The sequence below is a fragment of the Buttiauxella sp. 3AFRM03 genome (assembly GCF_003675305.1).
Classification (GTDB): domain Bacteria; phylum Pseudomonadota; class Gammaproteobacteria; order Enterobacterales; family Enterobacteriaceae; genus Buttiauxella; species Buttiauxella ferragutiae.
Map to the genome: position 1 here is coordinate 3,589,764 of NZ_CP033076.1, position 19,995 is coordinate 3,609,758.

Genomic DNA, 19,995 nt, shown 5'->3' on the forward strand with positions numbered 1-19,995 from the left:
GAGGGGAGATTACTGTAATGATCCGGGGATAACGATCTGCTGTAGATCGCGGGTTTGGGTGATCTGGCCGATCAGTTGTCTTGCGGCCTGGCGACCGGCTTCGGCGTAACCGGGATCGACGGTAATGATCTCGGGATGGAGGAATTTCATCAGCGGCGTGCTACCGACGCTCGCCAGTTGCAAAGCGCTGTTTTGTTGTTCTTGCAGATATTTACTGGCACCCAAAGCGAGGGTATCGGTGGCGCACAGCAGCGCGGTGGTTTCCGGAGTCAATACTTCGGCCACGTGGTCATAACCTTGTTTCATTGCCAGGCCCGGCAGGACGAAATTCGGTGTTAGCGCGTGGCTTTTACAGAACGCGAGATACGCCTGATGGCGGCGAAAACCGGTAGTGACATCGCTATGGGGAACGCCGAGGAAACTAATCTGGCGGTGGCCTTGCTCATACAGACGAGCCATCAAAATATCGATAGCGCCTTCATCGTCATAACACACCGAAGCAAACCCTTTGGCGTCCCGCGCCATCAGCACCAGCGTCGATTGCCACGGAGCGAGTATTTTCTCATTGATGCCGGTGAAGCCAAACAAAATCACCCCGTCGATATGGCGACGCCTCAGCACGCCTAAATGCTCTTCGACCAGTTTCGGGGAAAATTGGCTTTCCATCATGATCGGATCATAGCCTTGCTCATAGAGCGACGGCAGCAGGGTTTGTACCGCGAGGTTTTCCGATAGCGAATCCAGACGGGTCACAATAATAGCGACCACTTTATCGCTCTGTCCACGCATCGCACGTGCTGACCGGGAAGGGGAAAAACCTTCTTGCTGCATCACCGCTTCCACGCGCTCACGTGTACGCGCACTGACCCCGCTTTCATTATTCAGAACTCGCGAGACAGTGGATTTACCCACACCGCTTAAACGGGCGATGTCTTTGATAGTGAGGCGGCTTTGCATGTGTCGGTTCCTGGCAATCAATTGCTCATTAGAATTAAGGCTAGTCAACGATACCACAACGGAAAAAATCTGGTTTACGTGAGGTTTAGTTTTGTCGGCGTAGAATATCCGCCAGTATCGTAATGACTTTTTCTTTTAACCGGAGGCGACATGGAACCTGATCCCAGTCCAGACCCTGTAATGACAGGAATAATCCGGTAAGACTCCCTTCTTTGAAGCGACTGCCTTACCGGATTGCGTAAGGCAGAGATCTCTCAATTAATGATATCCCTGCTGATGAAAAAATTTGGCCTGCAAGGCAAGGATTAGCCGCGCCTGCACGTCACCAGGTGCCACAACACGTGGCGCCGAGGGACTACTATGCTGTTAAAAAATCTGACCCGGCAGTTGTTTGCACAACTCAGCCGCCACCTGCCTCGTCGCTTGATCCAGCGCGACCTGATGCCGGACGACAATACCATTGCACTTGCGCAAGAGGTTCCCGCTTCGCTGAGCGAATCGTGCCTGAAGTATGCGCACGCATCCGAAGAACAACTGTATCGCGATTTCCACAGCCATCCTGAAGGGCTGAATGCGCGTGAAGTTGAGAGTGCGCTCGAGAAACATGGCTCAAACCAAATCCCGGCGCAAAAGCCATCGCCATGGTGGGTGCATCTTTGGATGTGCTACCGCAACCCATTCAATATTTTGCTCACTATTCTCGGCATTGTTTCTTACTCCACCGAGGATATGTTTGCCGCAGGGGTGATTGCGCTGATGGTGGCGATCGCCACTTTGCTGAACTTCGTCCAGGAAGCGCGCTCCACCAAAGCGGCTGACACGCTCAAAGCAATGGTCAGCAATACCGCCACCGTGCTGCGCGTGGTGGATGAAACGGGGGAAAATGCGTTTATCGAAATCCCTCTCGAAAGACTGGTGCCAGGCGACATCGTTAAACTGGCTGCGGGCGACATGATCCCGGCAGATCTACGTGTTATGCAGGCTCGCGATCTTTTTGTCGGCCAGGCCTCGCTGACCGGTGAATCCTTGCCGGTGGAAAAAGTGGCGGTCAGCCGCGACACGTCGCACAACAACCCGCTGGAATGCGACACGCTGTGCTTTATGGGCACCAACGTGGTGAGTGGTACGGCGCTCGCGATGATTATCGCAACGGGTGGTAACACCTGGTTTGGGCAACTGGCCGGGCGCGTGACTCAACAAGAAAGCGAGCCGAATGCGTTCCAGAAAGGCATCAGTCGCGTCAGTTGGGTGCTGATTCGCTTTATGCTGGTGATGACGCCGATCGTCTTGCTGATCAACGGTTTCACCAAAGGCGACTGGTGGGAAGCCGCACTCTTCTCGCTCTCTGTGGCAGTCGGTTTGACACCAGAAATGCTGCCGATGATCGTCACCTCGACGCTGGCTCGCGGGGCGGTAAAACTCTCTAAACAGAAAGTGATCGTCAAACACCTCGATGCGATTCAAAACTTTGGCGCGATGGACATTCTGTGCACCGATAAAACCGGCACGCTGACGCAAGATCGCATTGTGCTGGAGTCGCACACCGATATTCTTGGTGCGACAAGCAACCACGTTCTGCATACCACCTGGCTCAACAGCCATTACCAGACCGGGCTGAAAAACCTGCTGGATGTGGCGGTGCTGGAAGGGGTGGATGAAGAGACTGCGCGTCATGCAGCTACGCGCTGGCAAAAAGTGGATGAGATCCCGTTCGACTTTGAGCGCCGCCGCATGTCAGTGGTCGTCTCCGAACAACCGCAAGTGCATCAGCTGATCTGCAAAGGCGCCTTGCAGGAGGTGCTCAACGTCTGCACACAAGTGCGTTACGGTGATGAGATCGTGCCGCTCAGCGAAACCTTGCTGGCACGTATTCGCCGTGTGACGGACGATCTTAACCGTCAGGGACTGCGTGTGGTGGCAGTGGCGAGCAAAGTCCTGCCTGCACGCTGTGACGATTACGGTCGTGTGGACGAATCGGATCTGATTCTCGAAGGTTACATCGCGTTCCTCGATCCACCGAAAGAAACCACGGCACCTGCGTTGAAAGCGCTGAAAGCCAGCGGCATTGCGGTGAAAATCCTCACCGGTGATAGCGAGCTGGTGGCGGCGAAAGTGTGCCGCGAAGTGGGGCTGGATGTCGGTGAGCTGGTCACTGGCAGCGACATCGAAAACATGAATGACAAAGATCTCGCGGCACTGGCGTTGCGCACCACACTATTTGCGCGCCTGACGCCAATGCACAAAGAACGTATTGTGCGCCTGTTGCGGGGCGAAGGGCATGTGGTCGGCTTTATGGGCGACGGCATTAATGACGCACCCGCATTGCGTGCGGCAGACATCGGGATTTCCGTCGATGGCGCGGTCGATATTGCGCGTGAAGCCGCAGATATCATCTTGCTGGAAAAGAGCCTGATGGTGCTGGAAGAAGGGGTGATTGAAGGGCGCAGAACCTTCGCCAACATGCTGAAATACATCAAAATGACCGCCAGTTCTAACTTTGGTAACGTGTTCAGCGTGCTGGTAGCGAGCGCCTTCCTGCCGTTCTTGCCGATGTTGCCGTTGCACTTACTGATTCAGAACCTGCTGTACGATGTGTCCCAGGTGGCGATTCCGTTCGATAACGTCGATGACGAGCAAATCCAGAAACCACAACGCTGGAACCCGGCGGACTTAGGGCGCTTTATGGTGTTCTTCGGGCCGATCAGTTCTATCTTCGATATTCTGACGTTCTGCGTAATGTGGTGGGTGTTCCAGGCAAATGTGCCGGAAGCGCAAACGCTGTTCCAGTCTGGCTGGTTCGTGGTCGGGTTACTGTCGCAAACATTGATTGTGCATATGATTCGTACCCGTCGCATTCCATTCATTCAGAGCCGTGCGGCCTGGCCGTTACTGGTAATGACGCTGGTGGTGATGGTTGTCGGGATTGGCCTGCCGTTCTCGCCACTGGCAAGCTACCTGCAACTCCAGGCGCTACCGCTGAGCTACTTCCCATGGCTGATTGCGATCCTTGCCGGATACATGACGCTGACGCAGTGCGTGAAAGGTTTCTATAGCCGCCGTTACGGCTGGCAGTAAATACCCATCATCCTTCAAGCTGCAGCGGCGTTGGCTGCAACTCGAATGCTAATGGGTATAGTAAATATCAGCGGGATGTGATCTGCATCCCGCGTTTCCCGCCCATAATCTTGATGAATATTTCTACACGTGTTACCAGATTGTTTTTGCTTTTTTCTGGCCCGTCACTGTTAAAGGAATATTCATGTTTAAATCAATTCGTTTGAGCCTGCTGGCGGGTTGCATCGCTGCAACTTGCCAGGCTTGGGCGGCACCGGCAGGCGATTTGCCGCTGATGCCCTGGCCGCAGCAGGTCGATCGCCCTTCAGCGGAAGGGACGCTGGTTATCGACAATGCCATTTCCATAAAAATCACTGGCGACAAACTGCCTGGTGCCACCGAACGCTGGCGTCAGCGCATTTCCCGGCAAACTGGCTGGCAGCTACAACCGGCACAGACCAACCCTGCAAAACCCACCATCGACATTCAAATCAAACAAGCGGTTGCTCCACTCCCTAAACTCGACAGCGATGAAAGCTACGAATTAAGCGTTACCGCAGACGGTGTGAAACTGACGGCGAATAGCCGTTTTGGTGCCTTGCGCGGCATGGAAACCTTATTACAGCTGATTCAAAACGGCCCAGAAAACACCGCCATCCCGTTTGTTGCGATTAAAGACCAGCCGCGCTTCCCGTGGCGTGGGTTGCTCCTCGACTCCGCTCGTCACTTCATGCCAGTCAACGATATTCTGCGCCAGTTGGATGGCATGGCCGCCGCGAAAATGAACGTCTTTCACTGGCATTTAACCGACGACCAGGGCTGGCGTTTTGCCTCAACCGCCTATCCAAAATTGCAGCAACTGGCCAGCGATGGGGACTTTTACACCCAGGCACAGATGAAAGAAGTGGTGCGCTATGCAACATCGCTCGGTATCCGCGTGGTGCCAGAAATGGATCTTCCAGGGCACGCTTCAGCCATTGCTGTGGCCTATCCGGAATTCATGAGCGCGCCGGGGCCGTATCAAATGGAACGCCATTGGGGCGTGTTAAAACCGCTGCTGAACCCGACCAACGAAGCCGCCTATAAATTTGTTGATACGCTGATTGGTGAGCTGACCGCAATTTTCCCGGACAGCTATCTGCACATCGGTGGTGATGAAGTTGATGACTCACAGTGGAAAGCTTCGCCAGAAATTCAGGCGTTTATGAAGCAGCATAATTTGGCCGACACCCACGCTTTGCAAACTTACTTCAACCAACGGCTGGAAAAGATCCTCGAAAAACATCATCGCCAGATGATGGGCTGGGATGAGATCTACCATCCGGATCTGCCGAAAAATATCCTGATCCAATCATGGCAAGGGCAGGACGCACTTGGTGCTGTGGCAGCCAACGGCTACAAAGGGATCTTGTCGACCGGCTTCTATGTTGATCAACCGCAGGCGACCGCTTACCACTATCGCAACGAGATCCTGCCGCAAGGGTTGAACGGTATCGACAAAATTAGCGAATCCGACAGCGCCCAAAGCTGGTTCTTCAGTATGCCGCGTCTGAAAGGCAGTGCCGTAGAAGGGAGTTTCACCCTGGTGAGTGGCCAAAGCGGGTGGCGTGGGTTTATCGATTTTAAAGGAAAGTCTCGTCGTGCGGTGCGTGATGTTGACTGGTTGAGCCCGACTCAGGTGACTTTTACCGTCGATACCTGGATGGGGGAAACCCGCCCGGTATTAACGCTTGATAAAGACAAATTGAGCGGCTATTTGCTGGTGGGCAACGTACGTTATCCGGCAACTGGCCAGAAACTGGATGATGTGCCAGACGGCATCCAGCCTGTGGTGCCAACGCCTGAACAGATGAACAATATTCTGGGTGGCGAAGCGGCGCTGTGGGCTGAAAACGTGATATCGCCATTGCTGGATATCAAGTTGTGGCCACGGACTTTTGCGGTGGCAGAGCGTTTATGGTCAACGGAAGACGTGAAAGATGTCGACAATATGTACCAGCGTATGCAGGCGATCGACGCCTGGTCGACCGTTTCTGTGGGTTTGCAGCAGCACGCAGCGGCAGCGCGGCAAATGACACGCCTGGCGGGGACGGCGGAGATTATGCCGTTGCAAATTCTGGCTCAGGCGGTTTTGAACCGGCGCAGTACTACACGCGCCAGCATCTGAAATTCCAGGCCGGAAACTATCATCACTTTGAGCCGCTAAACCGTTTTGCTGATGCGTTAGGTGCGCAAAGCAGCCAGGTGCGTGCGCTGGATATGTGGGTCGATAAACTGATTGCTGACCCGGAAGATAACAACAGTGTCGATTCCCTGCGCCATACCTTTGCGCGCTGGCAAAGTAACACGCCGGATGTGCTGGAGTTGATCGACGGTAATTATCAGCTCAAGGCGCTAAAACCGGTGGCGGAAAACGTCGATAAACTGGCGGGAATAGGGCTGCGTCTGACGGATTTGGTGGCTAGACAGGGCACGCTGAGCGCTGATGAAGTTCAGGGGATTCAGAAACAGCTCGATGATGCAGCACAAACGCAAGATGAAGTGGTGATTGCGGCGGTGTATCCGTTGCAAAAATTATTGCGGGCGAGTGTGAAACCGTAATTATTTAAAAGGCCGCGTTTGCGGCCTTTTGACTGAAACGTTAGCGGCGAATCGCAATCGCTTCGATTTCAATCTTCACATCTTTAGGCAGACGAGCCACTTCCACGCAAGAACGCGCCGGGAAAGAAGCTTTATGCTCATTAAAGAAGGCTTCGTAAGTCGCATTCACGGTAGCGAAGTCGTTCAGGTCTTTAACGAAAACGGTGGTTTTCACGATATCGCCCACTTTCAGGCCAGCCGCTTCAACAATCGCCTGCACGTTTTCCAGAGACTGACGCGCTTGCGCTGCTACGTCTTCCGGTACGGTGCCAGTTTTTGGGTTCACTGGGATCTGACCTGAAGTGATAATCATGCTGCCCAGGTCTACACCCTGAACATATGGGCCGATAGCTGCAGGTGCGTTTTCGGTGCTGATAATACGAGACATATTAATTCCTTCAATAAAGTTCGTAGATGCTTGAGTCGTGGATGGCGTTTATCCATCCTACAAACAAAAAGCTCCCGTCCATTATAGGGACGAGAGCTTAAGCGGCAATGATTAATCAGCCAGCACAACGTAATGTGCGAACTCCTTCTCACAATATTTGCATTTGAGGCTGATGCTTTCGTCGCGCTTTTTCACTGCGAATGAAGAATGAACAGGTTCGCTGCGGCTGATGCAGTTGGTATTCGGGCAAACCAGCACTTTATCAATACGTGAAGGCAGGCTTGGTTTGCTTTTACCGACCACTTCATATTCATCAATACGGTTGACGGTGGCATGCGGTGCATACAGCGCCAGTTGGTTAACTTGTTCGTCCGTCAGGAAGGTATTTTCTATTTTAATCAGGTCTTTACGGCCCTGTTCGCGAGAAGGCAAGTTCAGGCCAATAGTGATGCGCTGGTCGGTTTCCGTTAACTGGAAGAGAGTCAGCAGCTTAAAGCCTACCAGGGCAGGAATATGATCGATAACCGTGCCGCGTTTAATCGCTTCCACTTGTAATTTGTTGTCGTGTGTCATCTTAATCTTCCTCTCACTCAAACCAGTTCAGGTTGCAAAACTAACGCCAGCAGAGCCTGGCGGGCATAAATACCGTTGCCTGCCTGCTGGAAATACCAGGCGTGGGATGTTTTGTCGACATCAGTCGTAATTTCATCAATGCGTGGCAGCGGGTGCAGGACTTTCATGTTTTCGCGAGCATCGACCAGATCGGCCGCGCGCAGCACAAACTGTGCCTTCACGTTGGCGTATTCAGATGGGTCAAGACGCTCTTTCTGGACTCGCGTCATGTACAGAATATCCAGATCGGCGACCACATCGTCGATAGCTTCATGGCAGCTCCAGGCAATCCCTTTTTCATCCAGCATATCGAGAATGTACTTCGGCATCGCCAGCGCATTTGGTGCGATGAAGTAGAAGCGGTTACCTTCAAATTTCGCCAGTGCCTGCGCCAGAGAATGCACGGTGCGGCCATATTTCAGGTCACCGACCATCGCGATGTTCAGGTTTTCCAGACGGCCCTGCGTTTCCTGGATGGTGAACAAATCCAGCAGCGTTTGAGTTGGGTGCTGGTTGGCACCGTCACCAGCATTCAGCACCGGAATGTTGCCAGAGAATTCAGTCGCCAGGCGTGCAGCCCCTTCTTGCGGGTGCCGCATGACGATGGCGTCAACGTAAGTGCTGATCACCGAAATGGTATCGGCCAGCGTTTCGCCTTTTTTACCCAGCGACGTGTTGCTGCTGTCCGAGAACCCGACAACTGACGCGCCGAGGCGGTGCATTGCGGTTTCAAAAGAGAGGCGTGTACGCGTTGAAGCTTCAAAGAAACAACTGGCAACAACGATATGCTTTAACAGTTCCGGCTGCGGGTTGGCTTTCAGTTTTGCCGCGGTCGCGAGCACTAGTTCAAGCTCTTCACGACTGAGATCGTTTATGGAAATGATATGTTTTTGATATAGGGGGTTAGCCATGGTTATCTCCTGCTCTCGGGCGTCGGGCAAAAAAAAAGGCCCCTCAACGAGGGGCCTTTGGAATTGATTGAAGCAACGGAAAGAAAAACAGATTCGCGCCGTCTTTTAGACGACGTGGTGTGGCAATTTTTTGAACACACTTGACCATGCTTCCTCCCGGCAAATTGTGGCGCATTATACGCGTGTAAGGGGACACTTCAAGCGATTAATTCACATATTTTAGCTATTCGCAATCGGTTGCTGTGGATACTTACCCGCTATAAATGCGCCAGTGATTTGTTCAATCACACACCGGTTTTACGCAGTTCAAAACGCGGAGAGATAAGGCCATATAGTGTCCAGCCGAGGAAAGTCACGATGGCACCATACATCATCGCTTCTTCACCGGAAGAATACAGAGCGTAGAAGCTATACATCGCGCCAATGAATGCGAAGATGTTGGCAAGACGCGCTTTACTCGGTTCCACTTTCGCCACTTTCTGGATAATGACCAACGCCGCCATCGACAGGATGTAAGGGATAATATTGGTCACTACGGCCAGGTTAACCAGCACGTTGAACTGTTTGTTCAGCGATGGGCTGATGGTCATCAAAGACAACACTGACTGGATGATAACGATAACGATCATCCCTTTCACTGGTGCTTCTGCTTTGGTTAATTTAGAGAAAACTTTCGGGAAATAACCTTCGTCAGCAGAAGATTTGAATACTTGAGCGATAGTGAACTGCCAGCCCAACAGTGAACCTACGCAGGACATAATCATCAATGCCATGATGATTTTACCGACGCCAGGGGTAAACATCTGAGCAAAGGCTAAACCAAACGGAGCGGTTGAGTTTGCCAAATCCATGTTTGGCACAATACCGGCGATCACGTTAGTCGAAATAATGTAGATAACCGCAGCGCCCAGCGTCCCGCCTAATACGGCGATAGGTACGTTACGCTCTGGGTTTTCAACAACATCGGTGTTTGCACAGGCAGATTCTAAACCCAAGAAGGCCCACAGCGTCATGGCGATAGAAGAACCGATGGCTTCAAAAACAGGAAGATGATGCGGGTTCCAGGAGGCCACATACATTGATGGACTGAACCAGAACCAACCAATGATTGAGATGCCCAGTACAGGAATAATTACGCCCCAAACGGTCACGCCACTAATACGCCCGGTAATGCGTGCACCGCCAAAGTTTGCAACTGTCGCCAGCCACAACACCCCGATGGTTGCAATACAAATTCCGATTGGCGATAACGTGGCATCCAATAATTCGGTGCCGTAACCCACTGCAGAAATCGCAATCGCGACGTTGGCAATGAGTAATGAAACCCCGTAAGTGTAGTTCGCCATGAAGTTACCAGATTTGCCAAAGGCATATTCTGCGTAACCGCCCATGCCACCTGATTTGCGGCTGAACATCCCACATTTAGCGAAGGCGTAAGCCAGGGCCATCGAGCCCAATGCCGTCACTAACCATGAAACGATTGAAAGTGTGCCCACTTCCGCTAATTTGGTCGGCAACATGATGATCCCTGATCCCATCATGTTAACTGCTGTCAAAATTGTGAGCTGAACGACGCCCATTTTGTTGCTGCCCTTAGACGTACTCATAATCTGTTCCTTTAATAAACTTGAGTTGTGAAGAACCGAAAAATCACGGTTCTTCACTGTTTCTTTTTATGGGAAAATCAGTTTTTGCCAGTAACGCTGACGCCTGCTGATTTCAGATTTATTGTTTAATAACATAGCCATAAGCGCGTTTTTTACGGTCATCATCCAGTTTGATATAGACACCCTGTAATTCAGGAGCAAAGCCTGGTAACAGATTGATCCCTTCTTCCAGCGCCAGGAAATAACGCTGCACAGAACCGCCCCAGATTTCGCCTGGAACCACACATAAAACACCTGGAGGATATGGCAGAGCACCTTCAGCAGCGATGCGGCCTTCAACCTGAGATAACGCCACTAATTCAACGTTACCGCGCACAAACTCAATGTTTGCCTGTTGAGGATTCATCACGACTTTCGGGAAGTGGTCTTTACGGAACATCTCTTTTTGCAGCTGTTTGACGTTATGGCTGACGTACAAATCGTGCATTTCCTGGCACAACTGACGGATGGTGTAGCCCTGATAGCGTTCTTCGTAGGTTTTATAGATTGATGGCAGAACTTCAGATAACGGCGCATCTTCTTCAATCAGGCGCTCAAAACGGGAAATTTGAGCAACAAGATGCTGCATTTTTGCCATGTCTTCGGCAGGTGTCATCAGGAACAGAATGGAGTTGAGGTCGCATTTCTCCGGGACAATGCCGTTCTCGCGCAGGAAGTTGGCGAGGATAGTCGCTGGTACGCCGAAGCTATCGTATTCACCGGTCTGAACGTTGATACCCGGAGTGGTCAGCATCAGTTTGCATGGGTCAACGAAGTATTGGTGCTCGGCGTAGTTATCAAATGAGTGCCAGCGTTCGCCTGGGATGAAGTTAAAGAAGCGCAGGTCGTTTGCCATGGTTTCGGTATCAAACTCTTCCCACTTACGGCCATCAATAGTTTCTGGTACGAACGGACGAATATGTTTGCAGAGTTTTAACAGCAGCTTGCGGGTCTCAATCCCGACTTTTACGCAGTCCATCCACATACGTTTACCGCTTTCGCCTTCATGCATTTTGGCGTTAACGTCAAGGGCGGCAAACAGCGGATAGAACGGGCTGGTGGAAGCGTGCATCATAAACGCATTGTTCATACGCTTATGATTGACATAGCGATCTTGCCCTTTGATATGCTTGTCTTTTTTATGAATTTGCGAAGTCTGAGAGAAGCCAGCTTGCTGTTTATGTACGGATTGTGTGACCAGAATGCCTGGGTCATTTTCATTTAATTCAAGCAGCAGAGGTGAACAGTCGTTCATCATCGGAATGAATTGCTCATAACCTACCCATGCAGAATCAAACAGGATGTAGTCACACAGATGACCAATCTTATCAACGACCTGGCGTGCGTTATAAATAGTGCCGTCGTAAGTGCCCAACTGGATAACGGCCAGGCGGAATGGACGTTTCTCAGCACCTCGATTTGGTGCAACTTCACGCACTAAATCACGGAGATATTTCTCTTCAAAACAGTGAGCATCAATACCACCGATAAATCCGAACGGGTTACGAGCTGTTTCCAGATAAACTGGCGTAGCGCCCGCCTGAATCAATGCACCATGGTGGTTGGATTTATGGTTATTACGGTCAAATAACACCAGATCGCCCGGTGCCAGTAATGCGTTCAACACCACTTTGTTAGAAGAAGAAGTCCCGTTTAAGACAAAGTAGGTTTTATCAGCGTTAAACACTTTCGCTGCGTGCATCTGTGCAGTACACGGAGCGCCTTCATGGATCAGTAAATCACCCATGGAGACGTCAGCATTACAAAGGTCAGAGCGGAAAAGCGTTTCACCAAAGTAATCAAAGAATTGGCGTCCAGCCGGGTGACGGCGGAAGAATTGGCCGCCCTGGTGTCCCGGGCAGTCGAAGGCAGCATTACCCTGCTGCACATATTCCACCAGGCTGCCAAAGAACGGTGGTAGCACTTCTTTTTCATATTTAACCGCTGCGGCTTCCAGCTGTTTGCCATAGAAATCCACATTTCCATCGCACAGTTCAAACACGCCAGTAACGCGAGGTAGCACTTCGGCTGGTAACTCTTCTTCGCAGCAAACGGCGACAAAGATTGGAATACCAAAACCCGTCTGTTCAATGGTATCTAACATACCTGATGTTGCATCTTTTACGGAAATGACGGCGGCCGACACATCAGTAAAATTAGTATTTGTTATCTCGACGATTTCACGTTCGGTACTAAAGCATTCAGTCGCGCTGGTATTAACTGCTATTTTTAATTTTTCCATTTTGACTTTGTTCTCTTGTATTTTGAATAATTGAAATTTTGGCATGACATGGTCGTCAGATATTCCCCACAGGGAATCCGATGTTTATTATTTTTTTAAAGACAATAACTACCCGCAATAATTCTTATTATTGAATTACTGATGTGAGTCGATATATGTCAGGTGATTGATTCACCGGATTGGCTAAAAGCTAATTTGGATAGTCAAATGCCATACGAAAAACGAAAGATAATAGTAGCTATATTCAACAGCTTACTTTATTTATCAGTGTTTAGAGACAAGCAGGCACGAGTATCCACAAAAGCAGATGCCGTGGGGGAGGGGTTTACTTAGAGTTGAAAAGATGAAAATCAAAGCAGCTACGGTGTATTAGCATCATAATATGCGTAACACGTCGTATGTGTGGCATGGATTTATTATTGTTTTCCATTTCTCTATTTCCTTATATGGTGGGAAATCGAGGTCATTGTAATCATGAGAAGATATAAAACTGTGACATTTGTCACTAATGGTTTTAGTGTTAAAAATAAAACAATGTTTTTATTTAAGTCAAATGAATAAAATATCATTTATCAGGGTTGCTGAAATGTGAAGTTATTATTATGCGAGTGGTGAGTATTAAATAAATAGCCACGAAGCATCAGGAACATTCGCACCCATTATTGAAAATGAACCCCGTAAAGCATCATGGGTGATAACAAGATGAAATCTTAATGTTAATCGTTTGTCACAATGGTAGATTTTCATGATCTACATAATGATTCATTTTTTATATTTGTTTTCGCATGTTTATTCACTAAAATTATCTAAGCAATAAATGCTGTGTAGTTTGAATTTTATGAAGCATATCTCTGCATGTTGATCGTTTAATGACTTTTATCTGCTGTTTTTTTTCTGTTTACGGTGTCTGGCACCCGCGCTTAAAAAGGTCAAAAACGGTGTAAGTAGAATTTTTTAAGATGCAGCACAGGTTTTCATAAAAAACTCGTAGCGGTAGAAGATGAATGCTCGTATAAATACCATAATAAAACATCGTTTCAAAAAAGGTATCGAACATGATTATTGGCAACATTCATTCTTTGCAATCCTGGCTACCGGAAGAACTGCGTCAGGCAATTGAACACGTGAAACAACACATCACTCCAGAAACGCCACTTGGTAAACATGACATCGACGGTAACCGCCTGTTTATGCTGGTTTCTGAAGATTCCACACAACCAATCGAAGACCGCCCTGCGGAATTTCACCAGCGCTATCTGGATATCCAGATTGTGATGAAGGGTCAGGAAGGGATGACGTTTAGCTGTCAGCCTGCGGGCGCGCCTGAGACTGACTTGTTGGCGGAAAAAGACATCGCGTTCCTGCCTGAAGGTGTGCAGGAAAAAACCATTATCATGAATGAAGGGGATTTCGTGGTGTTCTACCCAGGCGAAGTTCACAAACCACTGTGCGCGGTGGGCAAACCCGCGCCGGTGCGTAAAGTTGTGGTGAAGATGTTGGTAGGATAAGGGAATTTTCACCCTCACCCTGGCCCTCTCCCTGAGGGAGAGGGGACTGGCTTTCTCCCTCGCCCCTTTGGGGAGAGGGCCGGGGTGAGGGGATGTTACTTAACCAGCGTCGCCACCATCACCGCTTTAATGGTGTGCATGCGGTTTTCAGCCTGAGAGAACACCACGCTGTTTGGCGATTCAAACACTTCATCCGTCACTTCCATGCCACCGTGCAGACCATATTGTTCCGCCATTTGTTTACCCAGTGTCGTTTGGTCGTCGTGGAATGCAGGCAGGCAATGCAGGAATTTCACCTCAGGATTGCCAGTCAGCGCCAGCATTGCGCTATTGACCTGATAATCCCGTAACAGGCTGATACGCTCAGCCCACTTCTCTTTAGCCTCGCCCATCGACACCCATACATCGGTATAAATGAAATCGGCCCCTTTCACGCCTGCGGCAATATCTTCTGTCAGCGTGATATTCCCACCGTTGTGAGCCGCCAGAGCCTGGCATTCGGTCACCAGTTTTTCATCCGGCCAGCATGCTTTTGGAGCCACCAGGCGCAAATTCAGCCCGGTCAACGCGGCAGCTTCCAGCATCGAATTACCCATGTTATTGCGCGCATCACCTGCATAAACCAGCGTCATCTGTTGGAAGGTCTTACCGGGCATTTGCTCCTGCATAGTCAGCAAATCTGCCAATAATTGCGTTGGGTGAAATTCGTTAGTCAGCCCGTTCCACACCGGCACACCGGCATACTGCGCCAGCGTTTCAACGATTTCCTGGCCATACCCGCGATACTGAATGCCATCGTACATCCGGCCTAATACACGAGCCGTATCTTTAATTGATTCTTTATGCCCAATTTGGCTGCCGCTTGAACCGAGCCAGGTGACTCGCGCGCCCTGGTCAAATGCGGCAACTTCGAAAGAGCACCTCGTACGAGTCGAGTCTTTTTCGAAGATGAGCGCAATATTTTTTCCAGTAAGATGCTGAACTTCAGTGCCTTTTTTCTTGTCACTTTTCAGTTTGGCAGACAGGGCAAGCAATTCTTGAAGCTGTGCAGGGGTGAAATCCAGTAATTTTAGAAAATGTTTTTGATAGAAATGACTCATATTTTCCTCTCATGGCATAAGCCAGTAATTGAATGCAAATTCAATTTATATGTATGAATATTCATTTGCAACCCCGAAAGTAAAATCTTTAGCGGGAAAGGTGGAGGCAAACTCAGCCGTGTGTGAAAATAGAAGTATCTGCCGACAAAATTGAGGAAAGGGCCATGGCAAATCCAGAACTGCTGGAAGAGCAACGCGAAGAGACGCGTTTGATTATTGAAGAATTACTGGAAGACGGCAGCGATCCTGACGCGCTGTACACAATCGAGCATCACCTTTCCGCAGACGATTTCGAAACTCTTGAAAAAGCCGCTGTTGAGGCATTCAAAATGGGTTACGAAGTGACTGACCCTGAAGAGCTGGAAGTGGAAGAGGGTGACACCGTTATCTGCTGCGATGTGCTGAGCGAATGTGCGCTGAAAGCTGAACTGCTGGATGAGCAAGTTGAACAACTGCTAAACCTCGCCGAGAAATTCGGTGTGGATTATGACGGTTGGGGCACTTACTTCGAAGACCCGAACGGCGAAGAGGGTGAAGAAGGCGATGACGAAGATTTATTTGACGAAGATGACGACGGCGTACGCCACTAATCTCTTCAGTGCAGCGGCGTAATGCCGCTGCACATCAAGGAAAGACAATAATCCAATATGAACTACCCGCAACTCCTCTCCCCGGTACTCAATTTCCTGCATTGCCCAACGCCTGACGCCTGGATTGAAAAAGCCCGGCAGCCTGAGTATTTACCTCTGTTGCTCACCGACCATCTGGTATGCGAACTCAAAGCGGCGCAAACCGCCATGTTCCTGATTCGTAAATATGTCGCCGATAAGAGTAGCGCGCAGGTTTTACTTGATTGGCTAAAACCTTACGAAGATTTCACTTTCCGTGAAGGCAAAGAACCTGATTTTGTCGCGCTGCATAAAAGCCTGAGTAAAAGCGTGATGCCAAAAACGCAAAACGCCTGGGGTCAGCAACTCATCGACAGCATGGTTTTGTTGATTAAAGAAGAGCTGCACCACTTCTTTCAGGTGCGCGAGATCATGCTCGCTCGCAATATTCCCTACGTTAAAATCACGGCCAGCCGTTATGCCAAAGGCTTACTGAGCGAAACACGTACCCATGAGCCAGTGATGCTGGTGGATAAATTGATTTGTGGGGCGTATATAGAGGCGCGATCTTGTGAGCGCTTTGCTGCACTGGCGCCCCATCTGGATGATGAGCTACAGAAATTCTATTTGTCGCTGCTGCGTTCAGAAGCCCGGCATTATCAGGATTATTTAGCGTTAGCTGAAAAGATTGCTGGTGGGGATATTCGTGAACGAGTGCGTTTCTTTGGTGATATAGAAGCAGCTTTAATTAGCAGCCCGGATAACGAATTTCGTTTTCATAGTGGTGTGCCTGGCGGTCAATCGCTTAAGGCTTGAACAGCAACACGCTTATCGCTAAGGTAAGCGCGTTTTTACCTTCCTGGAAAGTATCATGACAACCATCGCCCTTATTGACGACCACCTCATCGTCCGCTCCGGCTTTGCGCAGCTATTGGGGCTGGAGCCGGACTTTCAGATTGTGGTTGAGTTCGGCTCCGGGCGCGAAGCGCTGGCTGGGCTGCCGGGCCGCGGTGTGCAGGTGTGTATTTGTGACATCTCGATGCCGGATATTTCCGGGCTGGAACTGCTCGGCCAACTGCCAAAAGGAATGGCGACCATTATGCTGTCGGTGCACGACAGTCCGGCTTTGGTGGAGCAGGCTTTAAACGCAGGCGCACGTGGCTTTCTGTCTAAACGCTGTAGCCCGGATGAGCTGATTGCCGCCGTCCGTACGGTGGCGACAGGTGGCTGCTATCTGACGCCGGACATCGCCATCAAACTGGCGGCCGGACGGCAGGATCCGTTAACCAAACGCGAGCGTCAGGTAGCCGAAAAGCTAGCCCAGGGCATGGCGGTCAAAGAGATCGCCACTGAGCTTGGACTATCGCCAAAGACGGTTCACGTCCATCGTGCCAATCTGATGGAAAAACTCGGCGTCAGTAACGACGTTGGGTTGGCTCACCACCTGTTTGATGGATGGTGATGCAACCCTTTTTCTCCCGGTTTATTTCCGTCGTCGCCAGCTTTTTTATCTTCACGGCCAGCTGGTTTTGCCTGTGGAGTATCAGCCTGCATTTGGTGGAACGGCCCGATCTGGCAGTATTGCTGTTTCCCTTTGGGCTGCGTTTGGGCCTGATGCTGCAGTGTCCACGTGGTTACTGGCCCGTGTTGCTCGGCGCGGAATGGGTGATGCTTGGCTGGCTGGCGCAGGAAGTGGCTCTGACGCATGTTCCGTTGCTAATGATTGGCGGTGTGCTAACCGTCCTGCCAGTCGCGCTGATTTCCCGCTACCGCCATCAGCGTGACTGGCGCACTTTACTCCGTCAGGGCGGGGCGCTGATTGCCGCCGCACTGTTGCAGTCACTGCCGTGGATCGGGCAAGGACAGGAGACGCTGAACGCGTTGCTGATCACACTGACCGGCGGGCTAACTCTGGCCCCAACCTGCCTTGTCATCTGGCACTACCTCACCAGTACCGTCTGGCAGCCGCTGGGACCTGGATTGGTTTCACAACCAGTAAACTGGCGTGCCCGCCACCTTATCTGGTACCTGTTACTGTTTGTGCTCAGCTTGTGGCTACAGCTCGGGCTACCTGACGAACTTGCTCGCTTTACGCCGTTCTGCCTGGCGTTGCCGATTATCGCCCTTGCCTGGCACTACGGCTGGCAGGGCGCGCTGATCGCGACGTTGATGAATGCCATCGCGCTAATCGCCAGCCAGACCTGGCACGATCATCCTGTGGATTTACTCCTCTCGCTGCTGGCTCAAAGCCTGACCGGACTTCTGCTGGGGGCGGGGATCCAGCGCCTGCGTGAGCTTAATCAGTCCCTGCAAACCGAACTGGTGCGTAACCGTCGCCTTGCTGAACGCTTGCTGGAAACCGAAGAGAGTGTGCGGCGCGACGTGGCTCGTGAGCTACATGACGACATCGGCCAGACCATTACCGCAATTCGTACCCAGGCGGGTATTGTGCAGCGACTGGCGCAGGGCAATGACGGGGTCAAGATGGGGGGATTGCACATCGAACAGTTATCCCTTGGGATTTATGATTCGGTACGCCGTCTGCTGGGAAGACTGCGTCCACGCCAGTTGGATGATTTATCTCTGGAGCAGGCAATTCGCTCGTTGATGCGTGAAATGGAGCTGGAAAGTCGGGGCATCATCAGCCATCTCGACTGGCAAATTGACGAACCGCTGCTGAGCGAAAGCCAACGAGTGACACTGTTCCGCGTTTGCCAGGAAGGGTTAAACAACATTGTGAAGCACGCTAGCGCTAGCGCGGTAACGATTCAAGGCTGGCAGCAAGATGAGCGGCTGATGCTGGTGATTGAAGATGACGGCAGCGGCCTGCCTACCGAATCCGGGCAGCAAGGCTTCGGCCTGACGGGCATGTGCGAACGTGTGACAGCGCTCGGTGGAACTCTCAATATTTCCTGCACTTACGGCACTCGCGTAAGCGTAAATTTGCCATTGCGATACACCTAAGGGCTGACGATGCTCACTTTTCTGAAAGTCCCCCGGTGGCTACGCCTGTCAGCGGTAAAGCCGAAATTGACGAGCGCTATCGCTACTGGCGTCGGCACATTCTGGTCACTATTTGGTTGGGTTATGCACTGTTTTACTTCACCCGTAAAAGCTTTAACGCCGCGGCACCGGAAATCCTCGCCAGCGGCGTGATGACGCGTACCGATATCGGCCTGCTGGCGACGTTGTTTTACATAACTTACGGGCTGTCGAAATTTGTATCCGGCATCGTCAGTGACCGATCCAACGCTCGTTATTTCATGGGAACAGGGTTAATCGCAACAGGTATTGTTAACATCCTTTTTGGTTTCTCTACCTCCCTTTGGGCATTTGCCTTGCTGTGGGTATTGAATGCTTTTTTCCAGGGCTGGGGCTCGCCGGTGTGCGCGCGATTGCTAACGGCATGGTACTCACGCACTGAACGCGGTGGCTGGTGGGCGGTATGGAATACTGCGCATAATGTCGGTGGGGCTCTAATCCCGATGGTGGTTGGGGCTGCAACACTGCATTACGGTTGGCGGGTGGGGATGATGATCGCCGGTTCGCTGGCTATTCTTGCTGGGCTATTTCTCTGTTGGCGTCTGCGAGATCGCCCGCAAACCGTTGGCTTGCCGCCGATAGGTGACTGGCGGCATGACGAACTGGAAATCGCCCAACAGCAGGAAGGAACAGGGCTGACGCGTCGGGAAATCCTCTACAAATACGTTCTGGGGAATCCCTATATCTGGCTGCTGTCACTGTGTTATGTGCTGGTCTACGTGGTACGGGCGGCGATTAACGACTGGGGAAACCTCTACATGTCAGAGACTCTGGGCGTGGACTTGGTTACCGCCAACTCCGCGGTAACGATGTTTGAGTTGGGTGGGTTTATCGGCGCACTGGTGGCAGGGTGGGGATCGGACAAACTTTTCAACGGCAACCGCGGGCCAATGAATCTGATATTTGCCGCCGGAATTTTGCTTTCAGTAGGCTCGTTGTGGCTGATGCCATTTGCCAGCTACGTCATGCAGGCGGCCTGCTTCTTCACCACTGGTTTCTTTGTGTTTGGCCCGCAGATGCTTATCGGCATGGCGGCGGCGGAGTGCTCCCACAAAGAGGCCGCGGGGGCCGCTACCGGCTTCGTGGGCTTGTTCGCCTATCTCGGGGCATCACTCTCTGGATGGCCGCTGGCGAGGGTTATCGACATTTGGCACTGGAACGGTTTCTTCGCCGTAATCGCCATCGCCGCAGGGATCTCTGCACTGCTGTTGCTGCCATTTCTTAACGCCCAGTCCCCACGCACCTGCAGCGAAGCGTGATGCATCTCACCTTTTTACCTCGAATGGC

15 protein-coding genes and 1 pseudogene are annotated in these 19,995 nt (G+C 51.2%); 8 read left to right on the forward strand and 8 right to left on the reverse strand.

Features of this window, described 5'->3' with window-relative positions; translation table 11 throughout:
- Nucleotides 1–9 precede the first annotated feature (9 nt).
- Entirely contained in the window at nt 10–957 is a 948-nt protein-coding gene (gene treR / locus D8682_RS18300; protein ID WP_064543195.1) for a trehalose operon repressor TreR, read from the reverse strand.
- Nucleotides 958–1,320: 363 nt separating this feature from the next.
- Between treR and mgtA the strand changes: the two genes are divergently transcribed.
- Complete coding sequence (gene mgtA, locus D8682_RS18305; protein WP_121815729.1) at nt 1,321–4,032, forward strand: magnesium-translocating P-type ATPase; 2,712 nt, start codon at nt 1,321–1,323, stop codon at nt 4,030–4,032.
- A 184-nt stretch (nt 4,033–4,216) separates the two neighbouring features.
- Nucleotides 4,217–6,612 (forward strand): annotated as a pseudogene (locus D8682_RS18310) (beta-N-acetylhexosaminidase).
- 40 nt (nt 6,613–6,652) lie between these two features.
- Here the strand turns inward: D8682_RS18310 and ridA are convergent.
- The 6 genes from ridA to speFL all read right to left on the reverse strand — a co-directional run bounded on the left by ridA (nt 6,653) and on the right by speFL (nt 12,880).
- Nucleotides 6,653–7,039, reverse strand: coding sequence for a 2-iminobutanoate/2-iminopropanoate deaminase (gene ridA / locus D8682_RS18315; protein WP_064543197.1), 387 nt, complete (start codon nt 7,037–7,039; stop codon nt 6,653–6,655).
- A gap of 111 nt (nt 7,040–7,150) precedes the next feature.
- Nucleotides 7,151–7,612, reverse strand: a complete 462-nt coding sequence (gene pyrI / locus D8682_RS18320) for an aspartate carbamoyltransferase regulatory subunit (RefSeq protein WP_064543200.1) — start codon at nt 7,610–7,612, stop codon at nt 7,151–7,153.
- A 17-nt stretch (nt 7,613–7,629) separates the two neighbouring features.
- On the reverse strand, nt 7,630–8,562 hold the full coding sequence (pyrB, locus tag D8682_RS18325) for an aspartate carbamoyltransferase (protein ID WP_064543203.1): 933 nt from the start codon (nt 8,560–8,562) through the stop codon (nt 7,630–7,632).
- 284 nt (nt 8,563–8,846) lie between these two features.
- On the reverse strand, nt 8,847–10,169 hold the full coding sequence (potE, locus tag D8682_RS18335) for a putrescine-ornithine antiporter (RefSeq protein ID WP_064543205.1): 1,323 nt from the start codon (nt 10,167–10,169) through the stop codon (nt 8,847–8,849).
- A 118-nt stretch (nt 10,170–10,287) separates the two neighbouring features.
- Complete coding sequence (gene speF / locus D8682_RS18340) at nt 10,288–12,450, reverse strand: ornithine decarboxylase SpeF (RefSeq protein ID WP_064543210.1); 2,163 nt, start codon at nt 12,448–12,450, stop codon at nt 10,288–10,290.
- Nucleotides 12,451–12,775: 325 nt separating this feature from the next.
- Nucleotides 12,776–12,880: a leader peptide SpeFL gene (speFL, locus tag D8682_RS18345; protein WP_121814831.1), complete on the reverse strand. Its 105-nt coding sequence runs from the start codon at nt 12,878–12,880 to the stop codon at nt 12,776–12,778.
- A 625-nt stretch (nt 12,881–13,505) separates the two neighbouring features.
- Here speFL and D8682_RS18350 point away from each other — a divergent pair.
- The gene (locus D8682_RS18350) at nt 13,506–13,958 is read left to right on the forward strand and encodes a YhcH/YjgK/YiaL family protein (RefSeq protein ID WP_064543212.1); all 453 of its coding nucleotides are present in this window, start codon (nt 13,506–13,508) and stop codon (nt 13,956–13,958) included.
- A 95-nt stretch (nt 13,959–14,053) separates the two neighbouring features.
- Here D8682_RS18350 and argF read toward each other — a convergent pair whose 3' ends face one another.
- Nucleotides 14,054–15,058, reverse strand: a complete 1,005-nt coding sequence (gene argF, locus D8682_RS18355) for an ornithine carbamoyltransferase (protein WP_064543214.1) — start codon at nt 15,056–15,058, stop codon at nt 14,054–14,056.
- A gap of 164 nt (nt 15,059–15,222) precedes the next feature.
- Between argF and rraB the strand changes: the two genes are divergently transcribed.
- The 5 genes from rraB to D8682_RS18380 are packed head-to-tail and all read left to right on the forward strand — an operon-like array spanning nt 15,223 to nt 19,967.
- Nucleotides 15,223–15,648: a ribonuclease E inhibitor RraB gene (gene rraB, locus D8682_RS18360; RefSeq protein WP_121814832.1), complete on the forward strand. Its 426-nt coding sequence runs from the start codon at nt 15,223–15,225 to the stop codon at nt 15,646–15,648.
- Nucleotides 15,649–15,705: 57 nt separating this feature from the next.
- Nucleotides 15,706–16,482 (forward strand): tRNA isopentenyl-2-thiomethyl-A-37 hydroxylase MiaE, encoded by a 777-nt coding sequence (locus D8682_RS18365; RefSeq protein WP_064543218.1) that lies wholly within the window; start codon nt 15,706–15,708, stop codon nt 16,480–16,482.
- 55 nt (nt 16,483–16,537) lie between these two features.
- Nucleotides 16,538–17,128: a transcriptional regulator UhpA gene (gene uhpA, locus D8682_RS18370; protein ID WP_121814833.1), complete on the forward strand. Its 591-nt coding sequence runs from the start codon at nt 16,538–16,540 to the stop codon at nt 17,126–17,128.
- Entirely contained in the window at nt 17,128–18,630 is a 1,503-nt protein-coding gene (uhpB, locus tag D8682_RS18375) for a signal transduction histidine-protein kinase/phosphatase UhpB (RefSeq protein WP_064543223.1), read from the forward strand. Before uhpA ends, uhpB begins: the two co-directional genes overlap by 1 nt.
- Nucleotides 18,621–19,967 (forward strand): MFS transporter, encoded by a 1,347-nt coding sequence (locus D8682_RS18380; protein WP_121815730.1) that lies wholly within the window; start codon nt 18,621–18,623, stop codon nt 19,965–19,967. Before uhpB ends, D8682_RS18380 begins: the two co-directional genes overlap by 10 nt.
- Nucleotides 19,968–19,995 lie beyond the last annotated feature (28 nt).